15 protein-coding genes and 1 pseudogene are annotated in these 14,226 nt (G+C 68.7%); 5 read left to right on the forward strand and 11 right to left on the reverse strand.

What is annotated here, in order from left to right; genetic code table 11:
* Positions 1 to 502 precede the first annotated feature (502 nt).
* From ACSR87_RS00325 to ACSR87_RS00360, 8 genes and pseudogenes are all read right to left on the reverse strand, one after another.
* Positions 503 to 1,110 (reverse strand): annotated as a pseudogene (locus ACSR87_RS00325) (hypothetical protein).
* Positions 1,111 to 1,142: 32 nt separating this feature from the next.
* A complete protein-coding gene (locus tag ACSR87_RS00330) occupies positions 1,143 to 1,448 on the reverse strand; it encodes a DUF8036 family membrane protein (protein WP_498529104.1) in 306 nt (101 codons plus the stop codon).
* A gap of 136 nt (positions 1,449 to 1,584) precedes the next feature.
* Positions 1,585 to 2,988, reverse strand: a complete 1,404-nt coding sequence (locus ACSR87_RS00335) for a DUF4397 domain-containing protein (protein WP_498529105.1) — start codon at positions 2,986 to 2,988, stop codon at positions 1,585 to 1,587.
* Positions 2,989 to 3,201: 213 nt separating this feature from the next.
* The gene (locus tag ACSR87_RS00340; RefSeq protein ID WP_498529106.1) at positions 3,202 to 3,654 is read right to left on the reverse strand and encodes a DUF7992 family protein; all 453 of its coding nucleotides are present in this window, start codon (positions 3,652 to 3,654) and stop codon (positions 3,202 to 3,204) included.
* Positions 3,655 to 3,717: 63 nt separating this feature from the next.
* A complete protein-coding gene (locus tag ACSR87_RS00345; protein ID WP_004063256.1) occupies positions 3,718 to 4,200 on the reverse strand; it encodes an acyl-CoA thioesterase in 483 nt (160 codons plus the stop codon).
* A gap of 60 nt (positions 4,201 to 4,260) precedes the next feature.
* Positions 4,261 to 4,704 (reverse strand): bifunctional nuclease family protein, encoded by a 444-nt coding sequence (locus ACSR87_RS00350; RefSeq protein ID WP_004041429.1) that lies wholly within the window; start codon positions 4,702 to 4,704, stop codon positions 4,261 to 4,263.
* Between the two features lie 81 nt (positions 4,705 to 4,785).
* Positions 4,786 to 5,406, reverse strand: a complete 621-nt coding sequence (locus ACSR87_RS00355; RefSeq protein ID WP_115802611.1) for an ArsR/SmtB family transcription factor — start codon at positions 5,404 to 5,406, stop codon at positions 4,786 to 4,788.
* A gap of 64 nt (positions 5,407 to 5,470) precedes the next feature.
* Positions 5,471 to 6,799 carry a glycerate kinase type-2 family protein gene (locus ACSR87_RS00360; protein WP_498529107.1) on the reverse strand — a complete coding sequence of 443 codons (1,329 nt, stop codon included), beginning with the start codon at positions 6,797 to 6,799 and terminating at the stop codon, positions 5,471 to 5,473.
* Positions 6,800 to 6,852: 53 nt separating this feature from the next.
* On the opposite strand from ACSR87_RS00360, the gene ACSR87_RS00365 reads away from it, so the two are divergent.
* Entirely contained in the window at positions 6,853 to 8,532 is a 1,680-nt protein-coding gene (locus ACSR87_RS00365) for a TraB/GumN family protein (protein ID WP_498529108.1), read from the forward strand.
* Positions 8,529 to 9,152, forward strand: a complete 624-nt coding sequence (locus ACSR87_RS00370) for a zinc metalloprotease (protein ID WP_498529109.1) — start codon at positions 8,529 to 8,531, stop codon at positions 9,150 to 9,152. The genes ACSR87_RS00365 and ACSR87_RS00370 overlap by 4 nt, the downstream gene beginning before the upstream one ends.
* 499 nt (positions 9,153 to 9,651) lie before the next feature.
* Here the strand turns inward: ACSR87_RS00370 and ACSR87_RS00375 are convergent, their stop codons facing one another.
* Positions 9,652 to 9,888 (reverse strand): DUF8028 family protein, encoded by a 237-nt coding sequence (locus ACSR87_RS00375; RefSeq protein ID WP_004063251.1) that lies wholly within the window; start codon positions 9,886 to 9,888, stop codon positions 9,652 to 9,654.
* 415 nt (positions 9,889 to 10,303) lie between these two features.
* Here ACSR87_RS00375 and purM point away from each other — a divergent pair, with 415 nt between their 5' ends.
* Positions 10,304 to 11,278, forward strand: a complete 975-nt coding sequence (purM, locus tag ACSR87_RS00380) for a phosphoribosylformylglycinamidine cyclo-ligase (protein WP_498529110.1) — start codon at positions 10,304 to 10,306, stop codon at positions 11,276 to 11,278.
* 72 nt (positions 11,279 to 11,350) lie between these two features.
* Positions 11,351 to 12,655 (forward strand): cytochrome P450, encoded by a 1,305-nt coding sequence (locus ACSR87_RS00385; protein ID WP_498529111.1) that lies wholly within the window; start codon positions 11,351 to 11,353, stop codon positions 12,653 to 12,655.
* 48 nt (positions 12,656 to 12,703) lie between these two features.
* Here ACSR87_RS00385 and ACSR87_RS00390 read toward each other — a convergent pair whose 3' ends face one another.
* Positions 12,704 to 13,243 (reverse strand): CBS domain-containing protein, encoded by a 540-nt coding sequence (locus ACSR87_RS00390; protein WP_004041437.1) that lies wholly within the window; start codon positions 13,241 to 13,243, stop codon positions 12,704 to 12,706.
* A 67-nt stretch (positions 13,244 to 13,310) separates the two neighbouring features.
* Complete coding sequence (locus ACSR87_RS00395; protein WP_004041438.1) at positions 13,311 to 13,670, reverse strand: DUF555 domain-containing protein; 360 nt, start codon at positions 13,668 to 13,670, stop codon at positions 13,311 to 13,313.
* Between the two features lie 340 nt (positions 13,671 to 14,010).
* On the opposite strand from ACSR87_RS00395, the gene ACSR87_RS00400 reads away from it, so the two are divergent.
* A complete protein-coding gene (locus ACSR87_RS00400; protein WP_004063248.1) occupies positions 14,011 to 14,184 on the forward strand; it encodes a hypothetical protein in 174 nt (57 codons plus the stop codon).
* The last annotated feature ends 42 nt before the right edge of the window (positions 14,185 to 14,226 follow it).

The raw sequence follows: 14,226 nt of genomic DNA on the forward strand, positions 1-14,226 counted from the left end.
ACCCCGTCCTTCTCGCGGATATATATCAAAACGGCGGGTCTGGTCCGCGTCGGTCGGCCGTTCCGCCGGGTCCGACTCAGACACGGAGACCCCTCGCCGTCGGGTGACGACCGTCCGCGCTCGCGGGCGCGGTCGCCGGGTTGCTGGTCGCTGTCGATGGCCTGTTGGTCGCTGTCGAGACGCCTGTCGGGTGTGAGTCGTGTGTCGTTCCATGCGGGGTTCCGGTGGTCGTGTCACACCGGACGAGAGACCGCTGTCGCTCGGAAGTCGGTACGGACGGGAGTCGAGGATGAGAGATGTGCGAGGCTACCGCCCCGCAATACTGGGCGGCGGGGCGACGACCGAGCGTCGGAACTGGACGACCGCGGGCGGGCGGGAGATAGTTCGGCGTCGTCGCACGGTATCCGAAAGCAGTCCCGCGAGGAGTATCACGCTCACTCCGCGGCCGACTGCGACGCCGGCGACCCCGACTGCGACGGCGACGCCGACCGCGACGGCGACGCTATCGGTCCGCCCAGCGACCGACGCGGTGGGTTGCCACAGTCCGTTCGGGGTCGACCCGTGGGTCGTACCGGACTCGTCGTCGCGCTCGAACACCCGGAGCGTGGCGTTCGTCGGGGCCGCCCCCCTCGCAACGTCGAACGTCGAGAGGTGGGTGCAGACGAGCGTGTCGGCGTCCACCTCGAACACCTCGGGGTCGGCCGGCGGCGACCGCCGAATCGGGATGTCGGCGTCGCGCCACCCGGTCCACGACGGCGAAAGCGCGGTGTTGTAGAACGCGGCGTCCTCGCGGGGCATCCGGACCTCGAACAGGAGGACGAACGAGTCGCCGTCGGCTCCCAGCAGGTCGTTGGAGTACTGCCCCTGCATCGCGCGGTCGGTGAACACGTCCCGCTGGTCGGCCGGCGGGTCCGAAAAGAGCCACCCGCGGAAATCGGCGTCGTCGGGGAACGACCCGGTCACGTACCGCTCGTCTGCCGGGTGGAGTTTCGAGTGGCCGGTGTCGGCGCGGATTCGACCGCTGGTGGTTCGTCGGGCGTCAGCGAGACAGCCCGAGAGGCCGGCCAGCGAGACGGCGGCCGCGCTCGAAAGGAGGGCTCGGCGGTGCATACAAGCAGGCTCGGGGGCCTCCGGGTTAACGTTTAATCCCACGTGACCCACAGGAGGACCGCCAGCGCGACCGCTTGGAGGACGTGGACGCCCATCAATACCCGCCACGCCGCGGCGGGGACGGCCGTAGCGAACCAGACCGACAGCGTCGGGTCGACCAGATAGTAGTAGAGCGCAAAGAGGCTCTGTGCGAGGAGAAAGACGCCGAAGACGACGAGACCGAGCGCGTGCTTCGACCGGAACAGCAGGTAGTTGCGACCCCAGACGGCGAGCATGACGACGAGGAACACGACGCTCGCGCCGAGCGAGAGTCGCGCGGCGGCGACCCAGACGCTCATGGCCGCCGCTGGCCGCGGGACGGTTCACGTCGTTGGATTCGTATCGGCGTCATTCGTTCGGGTGAGGAGTCGCTCGGAAGGGAAGCGAGGGGCTGAGCGAGAGCGACCGCCGAGCGAGCGGGCGACCCGCTCCGAGTCAGTTGTCCGCGACGACGCTGAGGTCGAAGCCGGCGTCGGCCGGTTCGTCGTCGGGCGTCAGGTAGCCGAGCGCGATTGCGGTGTAGGCGCGACCGCCCTCGACCGAGATGTCGAACTCGGCGACCACGTCGCCGTCGTTCGACTCCGTGTCGCCCCGAATCTGGAGCGTGTACTCGCCCGCGGGGACTTCGACGGTCGCGGCGTCGCCGAAGGCCGCGCCGTCCACGAGGGCATCACCCGAGTCCGCGACGGTCACGTCGACCGCGGGGGCGTCCGGCGAGGCGTGGACCACGCGGACGCGGGCCGTGTCGTCGGCGGGGGCCGAGCGGTCGTCTTCGAGGAGGGAGACGGCGAAGCCGTTTTCGGCCGCCGAGTCGAGTTCGCCGAGCGCCGCGGCGGTGTACGCACCGGCCGCGAGGTCGAGCGTTTCGTCGAAGACGACCGTGTCGGGCGCGTCGGTCGCGCGAATCGTCACCTGGTGCGACCCGGCGGTCAGCGCGAGGTAGTCGCTGACCGCGCCGAACGGCACGTCCGAGAGCGCGACCGCGCCGTCGACGAGCACGTCGACGTTGGGCGCGTCCGGCGAGAGGTGCGCGGCGCGGAGGGACACGTCGCGCTGGACGAGTCCGCCGCCGCCGGACCCGGCGTCGACGACCGCGACGGGCCGGAACGCCTCGTCGGTCGGCTCGTCGTCGGGCGTCAAGTAGCCCGCCGCGAACACCGTGTAGACGGTGCCGCCGACGAGTTCCACGTCGAACTCCGCGACCGCGTCGCCGTCGTTCGACTCCGTGTCGCCCCGGACCTGAAGCGCGTAGGTGTCGGCCGGCACTTCGACGCTACCGGACTGGGTGAACGAGACGCCGTCGAAGAGCACCGTGTCGCCGGCGGTCACGTCGACCGCGGGCGCGTCGGGCGAGGCGTGGACTACGCGGACCCGGGCCGTATCGTCGGCCGGGAGCGACACGTCGTCTTCGAGGACGAGCGGTTCGAACGTCTCCTCGGTGAGTTCGCCGACTGCGGCGACGGTGTAGGTCGCCTCGGCGACGTCGAGGTCGCCCTCGAAGGCGACCGTGGACTCGTCGCCGGCGGCGGTCACCTTCACCGTCCGAGTCCCGACGGGAACCGAGAGGTAGTCGCTGACCGCGCCGAACGGCACGTCAGAGAGCGCGGCCGAACCGTCGACGTACACGTCGACGTTCGGCGCGTCCGGTGAGAGGTGCGCCACGCGGAGCATCGCCGTCTCGGGTTCCGGCGTGGGCGTGGGTGTCGGCGTCGCCGTCGTGGTCGTCTCCGTCTCCGTCTCATCGTCGGCCCCATCGCCGCCCATACAACCTGCGAGTCCGCCCGCGATGGCGACGCCACCGAATCCACGGAGTACGTCGCGGCGTTTCATGTTCGTCATAGCGACGAGAGATGAGAGCGGCGATTGGAATATCACCGTTTTCCCAAATTCGGCCACAATGTTTCCAGAAATAAGTCATTTCCCCGAGAAATACACGGATTATAGAATGTATTTTCTATTTTTGAATCCTACTCGTGGAGCGTATCGCGCGGCGTAACTCGTGGGGAGTCGGGACTCGGCGTGAACGACGGTCGAGATTCGGAGGCGACGGCCTCAGAAGTCCGGCAGGTCGTCAGGCGCTTCGTACTCGGACTCCCAGTCGATGTAGTCGTCTTTGAGCACGTCGCACACGTCCTGTCCGAGTTCGGTGAGGCCGGCGTTGATAGACGACACCTCGCCCCACGAGGTGAGTTCGGGGTGGAGTTCGCGCTCCTTCCAGTCCTCGGGGATGCCGGGAGCGTGGTAGCCGACGCGGTCCGCGAAGTCGTCCCAGAAGAAGTCGAAGTGGGAGAGGAGGTCAAGGTCGAGGACGACCTCCCACTGCGCCTCGGTGACGGGCGTCTCCGCGGCCCACGCCTCGAAGGCGTCGGCCCACGCGCCGGCTTCGAGGAACTCCTCCAACTCGGCGCGCTTGAAGTCGGCGTCGGCCGCCACCTGCGCGTCGTCGTACTGGTTCGGGTCCACCGTCGGGAGCGACGGCGGGGCCGGGACGGGAACGTCGAGCATGGTCGCCAGTCGGTCGCCGCCGGGGAAAAGAGTTCGGCGCTGTCGTCGGCGGGAACTTCCGCCTTACTCCATGCGCTCGATGACGGATTCGAGCTGGTCGGCGCGGGCGGCGACCGCCTCGGCGCGGAGTTCCTCTTCCTCGTCGGTCTCGCAGACGAGTCGGGGTACGGGCGTCGGCTTCCCGTCGTCGTCGAGCGCGACGAACGTCAGGAACGACGTGGTCGTCTTCCGTCGCTCGTCGGTCTTCGGGTTCTCGGCGTGCACGTCGACTTTCACGTCCACGCTGGTCCGACCGACGTTGAACACGTACGCCTCCATGACGGCCACCTCACCGAGGTCGATGGGGCTGATGAAGTCGACGTGGTCCATCGACGCGGTGACGCACTGGCGGTTCGAAAAGCGCATCGCCGCGATGGCCCCGCAGATGTCCATCCAGTGGAGGACCGCGCCACCGAGGGCTCGCCCGAGGTTGTTGGTGTCGTTCGGCAGGAGGAGTTCGGTCATCTCGGTGCGCGACTCGTCGAGCGTCGCGGTGGGTTCGCTCATGCGAGCAGGGTCACGCCGAGGGGGCTTGAAATCGTGGGGCGCGGCGGCGACGGCCCCGGGTCACTCGTCGAAATCGGCGTCGAACGCCTCGGGCGATTGGCCGGCGGCGTCGAGCACTTCGTCGGAGACGAGAATCGGGCAGTCGACGCGAATGGCGAGGGCGATGGCGTCGCTCGGGCGCGCGTCGAAGACGACCGACCGCGCCTCGCCGTCGTGGTAGCGCTCGGCGTCGACCTTGGCGAGGAACGTGCCGTTCGAGAGGTCGTCGATGCGGATGCTGTCGATTGCCCCCCCGAACTCCGTCACCATCTCGACCAGGAGGTCGTGGGTCAGCGGGCGCTCGAACTGCTCGCCGGAGAGACCGAGTTGGATGGCCTGAGCCTGGTCCGACGTGATGACGATGGGCAGGAACTCGTCGCGCGCTTCGAGGACGACCGCCGGCACGTTCGAACCGTCTTCGCCGACGCCGACCCCGATACCGCGGACCACGGCACGGTGTTTCATGCTACGTTGTAGTTGGGGGGAGTACGAATAGTTACCCCAGCGCGAATCGCCGGCCCGGTCGCCGTCGGCCCCCGCGGAGCCTCACCGTCGGGCGAACTGGACGGCCGCGACGACGAGCAGGATGACGAGGCCGCCGGCGAAGAAGGCGAGCCCCGGCGGGACGACCTGCGCCGCCGCGGGCGCGGCCTCCGCGGCCATCGTCGAGACCGCCCCGGCGTCGGCGGACTCCGCGGCACCGCCACCGCCGCCGAGGACGCCGACCCCGCGCGTGGCGACCCACTGGACGAGCGCCGACAGCAGCGCCAACACGGCGACGCCGCCGAGCAGGCTCGTCAGCATGGACGCGAGGCCCGTCCGCGTCTCCTCGCCGGCGGCGACGACGACAAGCGGCCTGTCGGCGGGCGCGTACACCTTCATCTCGCGGCCCTTCTCGGAGTAGACGGTGTCGACTACCTCGACGAGGCCCGCGTCGTCGAGCTTTCGGAGGTGGTACTGGACGTTCTGGAGCGACGTGTCGACGCGTTCCGCGAGCTCCGCGGCGTTCGTCGGCTCCTCGTGGAGCGCGGCGAGCACGCGGCGGGCCGTCCCCGACGAGAGCGCCGACAGGAGGTCCGACGCCTCGTCGTCTTCGAGTCCGATGACCCGCGGGGAGGACTCGTCCGCGGCGGAGGTGTCGGGAGTGGAGGGCAACAAACCGGCCATGGCGTGGAGTACTCCGCCGGAGGATACAAACCTGTTGTCCCGCCAGCCGAAGAACCGCCGGCGCTCAGACGCCCTCGCTGACCACGAGGACGCGCAGGTCGTTGACGTTCGTCCCCGTCGCGCCGGACTCGACGAGCGCGCCGGCCTCCCGGAGCACCGGGAGCGCGTCGTTTCTCGCCAGCGCGGCGTGGGCGTCGCCGGCGGCGACCGACGAGGCGTCAACGACCGCGCCCGCCACCTCGGTCCCGCCGTCTTTTCCGTCGCTGTCGATGCTGGCGAGGACGGTCCCGTCGGGGAGTTCCGCGGCGGCCGCGAGGCAGAATTCGAGGTTCGGCCCGCCGTCGCCGTCGCCGCGGACCGTCACGGTGCACTCGCCGCCCGAGAGGACCACCGCGGGCGCGGTAATCGGGTTCCCGGTCGCCAGCGACTCCTCCGCGACGGCGACGTGGGTCTTCGCGGCCTCGCGCGCCTCGCCGCGCACGCGAGAGGAGAGGATGAGCGACTCGTACCCGCGGTCGTCGGCCATCTCGCGGGCGGCGTCGAGCGCGGTGAACGTGTCCGCGAGGACGTGGTTCGTCACGCGGTCGAACACCGGGTCGCCGGGCTTCGGCGTCTCCGGGATGTCGCCCGCCGAACCGCGGGCGAGGCGCGTGCGGACCGATGTCGGCACGTCGAGGTCGAAGCGGTCCAGCACGTCGAGGGCGTCGTCGTAGGTCGTCTCGTCGGGCGCGGTCGGGCCGGAGGCGATGACGCCGAGGTCGTTTCCGACCACGTCCGAGAGGACGAGGCCGACGACCGTCGCGGGCGCGGCGAGGCGCGCGAGGCCGCCGCCTTTCAGCGTCGAGACGTGCTTTCTGACCGCGTTGAGGTCGTGAATCTCCGCGCCGCTTTCGAGCAGTCTGTCGGTCGTCTCCTGCAACTCGGCCAGCGAGATGTCTTCGGCGGGGGCCGGGAGAACCGCGCTCGCGCCGCCCGTGATGGCCGCGAGGACGAGCGTCCGGTCGTCGAGGTCCGAAAGGAGGTCCACGAGTCGCCGGGTGCTCTCGACGCCGCGCGCGGAGGGGACCGGGTGGTCGCCGGGGAGTCGCTCGATGCGTCCGTCGAGGCTCGGCGTCGGGTCGGGGGTCACGACGACGCCGTCGTCGATGCGGTCGCCGAGGACGGCTTCGAGGGCGTCTGCGACGCCGTTTCCGGCTTTGCCCCCGCCGACGACGAGGATGCGGTCGTAGGCGGTCAGGTCGTACGTGGCGTCCGCGACGGTCAGCGTGTCGCCGTCGAGCGACACCGACTCGCGGACGACGCGGTCGGGAAGCACGGCCTCGACGCCGGCGCGGAGGCAGTCGATGGCCGTCTCGTGGGCGGGCGTCGGGGTTCGCGCGTCGAACTCCTGCATAGTTCGTGGGAGATGCCGACACGGATAAAAACCGTGGGGCGGTACACCCGGCGATGAACGATTCGTCGCCCGGCGAGGGCCACGTCCGCGTCGTCGGCACGGCCCACGTCTCGGCCGACAGCGTCAGAGAGGTCGAAGAGACCGTCAGGGAAGACCGTCCCGACGTCGTCGCGGTCGAACTCGACGAGGGGCGCTACCGACAGCTGAAGGGCGGAACGCCCGACGACATCGAAGCGCGCGACCTGCTCCGCGGCAACACCGTCTTCCAGTTTATCGCCTACTGGATGCTGTCGTACGTCCAGTCGCGGATGGGAGACAAGTTCGACGTGAAGCCCGGCGCGGACATGCTCGCGGCGGTCGAGACCGCCGAGGAAGAGGGTCTCGACGTGGCGCTCGTCGACCGCGACATCCAGGTGACCATCCAGCGCTTCTGGCAGCGGATGGGTACGCTCGAAAAGATGCGCATGGCCGGCGACCTCCTGTTCGGGGTCGCCGACGCCCGCGGGGTCGGCGCGGTGTTCGGCATCGCCGTCGGCGTCGTCCTCGGGCCGCTCGTCGGCCTGTTCGGGGGCGCGGTCGGCGTCACCGACCTCCTGTTGACGCGCACGGCCACGGCCGCAGTGTTCGGTGGCGTTGCCGCGTACCTGCTCTACACCGTCGCCTCGTTCTCTCTCGACGGCGACGACGCGATTCTCGCGGGCCTCGGCGGCGGCGCGGCAATCGGTATCGTCGCCGGCTTCGGCCTCGGAGTCGGCACCGGCCTCGTCTCCGGACTCCTCGGGAGCCTCGGCACCGCCATCGTCGGCAGCCTCGTCATCGGCGTCCTCGCGGGCGTCGTCGCGGGCGTCACCGTCGGCGCGGTCCTGAACGCCTTCGGCCTGTTCGCACCCGTCGAGGGCGACGCCGACCACGAGGAGTTCGACATGGCCGAACTGACCGACGGCGACGTGGTTTCGGCGATGATGGAGGAGTTCCGCCGGTTCAGCCCCGGCGGCGCGGAGGCGCTCATCGACGAGCGCGACGCCTACATCGCCCACCAGCTCGTCGCGCTCCGGCAGTCCGGCCGGCACGTCGTCGCCGTCGTCGGCGCGGGCCACCGCGAGGGCATCGAGAACTACCTCGAACACCCCGAGACGCTCCCGCCGATGGAGTCGCTCGTCGGCGTCGCGGAGAAGGACGGCTTCCCGTGGGGCAAACTGCTCGGATTCGGCGTTACCGCCGTGTTCGTCGCCTTCTTCGTCCTCCTCGCGATGGCCGGCGTCGGCAACGAACGACTCCTGACCATCTTCGGCGCGTGGTTCCTCATCAACGGCGTGTTCGCCGCCGCACTCGCCAAGGTCGCCGGCGCGCGGTGGACTTCCGCCCTCGTCGGCGGCCTCGTCGCGTGGATGACCTCCATCAACCCGCTTCTCGCGCCCGGCTGGTTCACCGGCTACGTCGAACTCCGCCACACGCCGGTCAACGTCGGTGACATCGGCACGCTGAACGAACTGCTCGACGACGAGGAGACGCCCATCGTCGAACTCGTCGGCCAGATGTTCGACGTGCCGCTGTTCAAGCTCATCATGGTCGTCGCCATGACGAACATCGGGAGCATCGTCGCGAGCTTCCTCTTCGTCACCTACGTCATCCCCGTCATCGCCTCCGACCTCGGCGGCGTCGCGGGCGTGACGAACCTGATGTTCGAGGGCGCGCGCAACAGCGCCGACCTCATCTGGAGGTCCCTGACGTGAACGTCTCGTTTTCCTCGCGCGAGCTCCGCGACCTGCTCGTCGCGTGGGTCGCCCTCGGCCTCGCCTTCGCCATCTTCTTCGCCGGCGGCGGCAACCGCACCATCCAACTGCTGACGAACGGGTCGTTCGGTCTCGCGCTCGTCGTGAGTCTCCTGACGGCCGGCGTGGGCTTTCTCCTCCACGAGGTCGCCCACAAGGTCGTCGCCGTCAGGTTCAATCAGGTGGCCGAGTTCCGCGCCGACTACGGCATGCTCGCGGTCGCCATCATGAGCGCGCTCGTCGGGTTCATCTTCGCCGCGCCCGGCGCGGTCTACCACCGCGGCGTGCTCACGGAGCGCGAACACGGCCTCATCGCCCTCGCGGGACCGGTGACGAACCTGTTGCTCCTCGTCGCCTTCGCGCCGGTGCTCGTCGTCGGCGTCCTCGTCGGCTCCGACGTAATCCAGCTCGTCGGCTCGCGCGGGCTCATCATCAACGCCTTCCTCGCGGCGTTCAACATGCTTCCCTTCGGCTCCTTGGACGGCAAGACGGTCCAGTCGTGGAGCACGCCGGTGTTCGCCGGCGTCCTCGTCCTGTCGATTCTCCTCACCGTCGGCCTGTTCCTGTTCGTCGGGTTCTGAGCCGACGGGAGTTTCGGACGACCTCCGAACGCTCGATTTCCAGTTCGTCTCGTTCTCGAAGTCGCGAGCGACCGCGACGGTCGCGACGCGGGGCGGAGAGTACTCGGAAGGGTCGGAGCACTCAGAGGGCACGGAATGCACAGACGATACACGGAGCACTCAGGGGTGAATGAGGGAGAAGGGGGCCGCACGAGTGCAAGCGGGGACTGGTTGCCGTCGAGGTCGAGATTCGGGGACGCTCGCGGCCGTGGAGTGCAGTTCGGGACGCGGGGTTGGATTGGGCTGTGTCGGATGTGGGCAGAGGTTGGCTGAGGTTGGCAGGGGTGAGTTGGGGTGGGCTGAGATGGGCTGAGGTCGGTGTTCGGGTCGGAGTCGGGCAGGTGGGCTGGTTTGCGGGCGGTTCGCGGTCGGGCAGGGGCAGACGCGCGCCGTGAGAGGGGCCTGCGTCGGCAGGGAACCGAGACGAATCCGGGTTGGTCGTCCGCGTCGAGGACCGCGGTTACTGCTGGCCGTGGTCGCGCCCGAGGACGAGCGCGACGGCGTGGAGGGCGATGAGGCCGGCGAAGAGGGGGAGTTCGCCGGTCGAAAGGCCGCCGCTGAGGACGGGCAGGTACGCGAGGGGCAACGCGACTGCCGACCAAAAGGCGACGGTTTCGAGGGGGGCGTACGCGAGGCGACCGACGGTCGATGCGAAGTCGAGCGCGATCGAGTCGTTCGTGGAGGGGATTCCGGACATCGTCACTTCTGCATACGACAGGGACCATAATATAAGGGGCCGAGCGTTACCGTGAATTCGGGACCTTTTTCGACCGTTCAGGGACGAGTTACGGAAGACATTCTCTTTTCGTAACGTTTTATAAACGTCTCAAATCGCTCGAGAATATTCATTCGCTCGTTTCGTGCTTTTTCGCAAATATTGCAATAGCTGTTGATTATTCAACAATATTGGCTCGGAACCCGGCGATTAGGAGGGTCGTAGCGGGGGTGTCTCGGAGCGCGCACGCTCGGCAGGAAGTGGGTAACCGAAGGGAGCGACGCCGGCCCATCGTCTATCCGTCGTCGGCCGGGTCGCCGGCGAACGCTCATCTATGCGAGAACGTGTATGATTCGTACCCTGTGATTTTATATTTCGGCCTATCTCGTACACGAACATGACGAACGACGACTCCGACGGGATGACCTACGCCGACGCGGGCGTCGACATCGAAGCGAGCGAGGCCGCGACCGCCGCGCTCGTCGCACAGGTCGGCGGCGGGTCGGGCGACTACGCCGGCCTGCTCGACATCGGCGACCGCTACCTCGGACTCGCCACCGACGGCGTCGGCACCAAACTGCTCGTCGCCGAGGCGCTCGACGACTACTCGACGGTCGGCATCGACTGCATCGCCATGAACGCCAACGACCTCGTCGCGGCCGGCGTTCGGCCCGTCGCGTTCGTGGACTACCTCGCGGTCGACGCCCCCGACGAGACGTTCGCCGAGCAGGTCGGACGGGGCCTCGCCGCGGGCGCAGAGGAGGCCGACATCGAACTCGTCGGCGGCGAAACCGCCGTCATGCCCGAGGTCATCAACGGTCTCGACCTCGCGGGCACCTGCGCGGGACTGGCGAAGAAAGACGCCATCTTCCCCGGCGAGGCCGAGGAAGGCGACGCGCTCGTCGGCTTCCCGTCGTCGGGCATCCACTCGAACGGCCTCACGCTCGCCCGCAAGGCCGCGACGGCCGACGGCGACTACGACGACGCGTGGGACGGCGACGACTACGACACCGTCGGCGAGGCGCTCCTCGAACCGACGCGGCTCTACACCTACCTGCTCGACGACCTGCGCGCCGCCGGAACCAACGCCGCGGCCCACGTCACCGGCGGCGGGTGGACCAACCTCGAACGCATGGGCGAGTTCCGCTACGTCGTCGACGACGCGTTCGACCCCCAGCCGGTGTTCGAGTTCGTCCAAGAACGCGGCGGCGTCTCCGACGAGGAGATGCACACGACGTTCAACATGGGCACCGGCTTCGTCGCGGCCGTCCCCGAGGAGAACGCCGAGGCGCTCGTCGAGGCGACCGACGGCCGCGTCATCGGGCGCGTCGAAGCGGGCGAGGGCGTCTCGATTCGCGGCCTCGACCTCTGAGGCCGGACCGAGCGCCGAATCGAACTATTCGGTGAGAAGCAGTATTTTACCGACGTTCGCCATAGTGGTGGTGTGACTTCACCGCCACCGACTCCGAGCGGCCTCCCGCTCGTGGGCCACACCGTCGGCTTCGCGGCCGACCCGTTCGGCTTCGTCGCTGACCTCCTCGCGGACCACGGCGTCGAGGACGCGGTCGGACTCGACGTAGTGGGGATGGACGAGTTGTACGTCCTCGCCCACCCCGACCACTTCGAGCGGGCGTTCGTAACCGACCGCGACTCAATCGTCAAGGGCGGCGAGTTCGAGGCCGCCTTCGGCGACGCCGTCATCGCCGCCGAAGGCGACGAGTGGCGGCGACAGCGCGACGAGCTAGACCCCTTCTTCCGCTGGGACCGGGTCGACGACTACGCGTCCGTGATGCGCCGACAGGTCGAGCGCCGCCTGCGGACGTGGCCCGACGCGGGAACGCTGTCGCTCGAATCCGAGATGAAAGCGGTCACCTTGGACATCATCTTCGCCACCATCCTCGGCCGGGAACTCGACCGCGACGGCGACGAGCGGATTCGGGCGGCCGCAGACGGTCTCAACGGCCGCTTCGCGCCCGCGTCGTGGGTGTTGCCCTCGTGGGTGCCGACGCCGAGTCGACGCCGGTTCGACCGCGCCGACCGCGTCCTCCGCGAGGAGGTTCGGAAGCTGGTCGAAACCGCCGACGACGAGAGCCTCACGCGCCGGCTCGCCGACGCGCTCGGGACCGACGCCGACTACCCGGCGACCGTCGAGTCGCTGGAGAACCAGCTCGTGGGCATGATTTTCGCCGGCCACGAGACGACCGCGCTCGCGCTCACCTACGCGCTGTACCTGCTCGCGACGCACCCCGAGACCCGCGAGCGCGCCGCCGCAGAGGTCGACCGCGTCGTGGGCGACGGCCCCGTGACCGCCGAGGCGACCCGGGAGCTTCCGGTGCTCGAACGCGTCATCAAGGAGACGATTCGGCTCTATCCACCGGTCCACACGCTCCCGCGAGAGACGGCGAAACCGTTTCCGACCGGCGACCGGGTCATCCCGGCGGGCACGGACATCCACCTCTCTATCATCCGCATCCACCGCGACGAGCGGTGGTACGACGACCCCCTCGCGTTCCGGCCCGAGCGATGGGACGACGAGACCGACCGGCCCGCCTACGCCTATCTCCCCTTCGGGGCCGGCCCGCGGAGCTGTCTCGGGCGGGCGTTCGCGCTCACGGAGGCGAAAATCGTGCTCGCAACCGTCCTCCGGGACTTCGACCTCGACTGGGACGGCGACGGAGAACTGGAAATCACGCCCGAAATGACGACCCAGCCGAAGGGAGAAACGCCGCTCGTCGTCCGGCGGCGGTGAGTCCGCAGTGGCGGGCTGTCGGGGACCGACCGTCGGTTCGGGGCCGCCTCAGATGTGGGCCGCGATGTCGGCCTCGGTGATGATACCGACCGTCTCGCCGCTCTCGACGACGATGATGGCCGAGTTGTGGTCGAGGTAGACGCCGATTTCGTCCAGCGTCGTCTCGGGTTCGACGGTCGTGACGCCCTCGGACATGACCTCGTTGACGGGGCGGTCGGTGACGTCGTCCTCCTGGACGTGGCGGATGTCGGCGTTCGAGATGATGCCGAGCGGGCGGCCGTTCTCGATGACCGGAAGTTGGGAAAAGCCGGCGTCGAGCATGATGTCGCGCGCCTCGCGGACGGAGTTGTCGGGGGCGACGCTCCGGACGGTCGTGTTCATGATGTCTTCCGCGCGCACGATGCGACCCTCGGCCTCGTCCAGCGCCTCGACGATGCGCCGGAGCGTCGAGAGGCGCGGGTCGACGTCGCCGCCCTCGATGCGAGCGATGAGCGGCTGGGAGACACCGGCCATGTCGGCGAGTTTGCTCTGCGTCAACTCCAGGGAGTTCCGCCGTTCCCTGAGGTCCTGCGGCGTGGGGAGTTCCATGCCGGAGTGATAACCTCCAGTTATGAAAAAGTGTTCCGGTCGCTCACCGGAGTCGGGAGTCGCGGCGTTACTGCTCTTCGTCGGAGTCGAACTCGCGGATGTCGATGACGTCGAGGGGAACGTCGCGGAGCGCGCCGCCGACCTCGCTTTTCGCGATGCGAGAGGCGTGCTTCTCGCCGTCCGCGTTGAAAATCTTGATTTCGAGGAGCAGGCCGACGAGCGCGGTGTTGGCCGCGATGAACGCGGAGTCGAACGGTTCGCCACAGGCGGGACAGGGCGTCGCGCCGACTTCGACCTCGACGTACTCCTTGTCCTTCTGGTTGAGTCGCTTTCCGGCCTCGCTGACCGCGACGCCGATGGCGTCGTCGATGTCTTCTACGTCCCGGACCAACCAGGCCGCCTCCATCGCGACGAGATAGTTGCTCATACACACGTTACGCGCCGGTGGGGTTTCGTGTCTTGTGGTTCGAGTGTCGGGGCGCGTGGGATTCACACGCCCGACGCGCGCACCGACCGCGACGCGTCCGAATTCGCGACACTCCCGCCGCCCGACCGGGGCGCGCACGACCCGCGCATGCCACGGTGATTATCGCTATAACTTATAGAAAAGTACTCCGCGGGTCACGCGCGACCCACGCCGAATAGTCGGTCTAGTTGGAGTAGAGACAAGTGCGCTTTAATCGGCAGACAGCGTCGGGGTAGAGGGCGGGCGGCTGAGAGAAGATTTATATACCGGCACCCCCCGAGCCTCGACTGAGGACACGGTGATGATACCCCGCTTAACGAAGTACGTCCTGTTCGCCGCCTACCAGCTATCGGTCGCGATGGGCATCGCGCTGCTCCCCGTCGCGCTCGCCGCCCGTCGGATGGGCGTGACCCTGCCGATTCGCCGGCTCGTGGAGACGACCGGAACCGCCTACGAACGCGCTGCGGCTCGCTAACCCGACTCGCGCAACCCCCTCCTTCCGACGCCGCTCACCGCG

The sequence above is a fragment of the Haloferax sp. SDI50 genome (assembly GCF_059802635.1).

Excerpts from the sequence above, each read along its gene's own strand:
- ACSR87_RS00330 (WP_498529104.1), bottom strand. The coding sequence starts at position 1,448 with ATGAGCGTCTGGGTCGCCGCCGCGCGACTCTCGCTCGGCGCGAGCGTC.
- ACSR87_RS00365 (WP_498529108.1), top strand. The coding sequence starts at position 6,853 with ATGAACGATTCGTCGCCCGGCGAGGGCCACGTCCGCGTCGTCGGCACG.
- purM (WP_498529110.1), top strand. The coding sequence starts at position 10,304 with ATGACGAACGACGACTCCGACGGGATGACCTACGCCGACGCGGGCGTC.
- ACSR87_RS00375 (WP_004063251.1), bottom strand. The coding sequence starts at position 9,888 with ATGTCCGGAATCCCCTCCACGAACGACTCGATCGCGCTCGACTTCGCA.
- ACSR87_RS00340 (WP_498529106.1), bottom strand. The coding sequence starts at position 3,654 with ATGCTCGACGTTCCCGTCCCGGCCCCGCCGTCGCTCCCGACGGTGGAC.
- ACSR87_RS00360 (WP_498529107.1), bottom strand. The coding sequence starts at position 6,799 with ATGCAGGAGTTCGACGCGCGAACCCCGACGCCCGCCCACGAGACGGCC.
- ACSR87_RS00350 (WP_004041429.1), bottom strand. The coding sequence starts at position 4,704 with ATGAAACACCGTGCCGTGGTCCGCGGTATCGGGGTCGGCGTCGGCGAA.
- ACSR87_RS00395 (WP_004041438.1), bottom strand. The coding sequence starts at position 13,670 with ATGAGCAACTATCTCGTCGCGATGGAGGCGGCCTGGTTGGTCCGGGAC.
- ACSR87_RS00355 (WP_115802611.1), bottom strand. The coding sequence starts at position 5,406 with ATGGCCGGTTTGTTGCCCTCCACTCCCGACACCTCCGCCGCGGACGAG.
- ACSR87_RS00390 (WP_004041437.1), bottom strand. The coding sequence starts at position 13,243 with ATGGAACTCCCCACGCCGCAGGACCTCAGGGAACGGCGGAACTCCCTG.
- ACSR87_RS00335 (WP_498529105.1), bottom strand. The coding sequence starts at position 2,988 with ATGACGAACATGAAACGCCGCGACGTACTCCGTGGATTCGGTGGCGTC.
- ACSR87_RS00400 (WP_004063248.1), top strand. The coding sequence starts at position 14,011 with ATGATACCCCGCTTAACGAAGTACGTCCTGTTCGCCGCCTACCAGCTA.
- ACSR87_RS00345 (WP_004063256.1), bottom strand. The coding sequence starts at position 4,200 with ATGAGCGAACCCACCGCGACGCTCGACGAGTCGCGCACCGAGATGACC.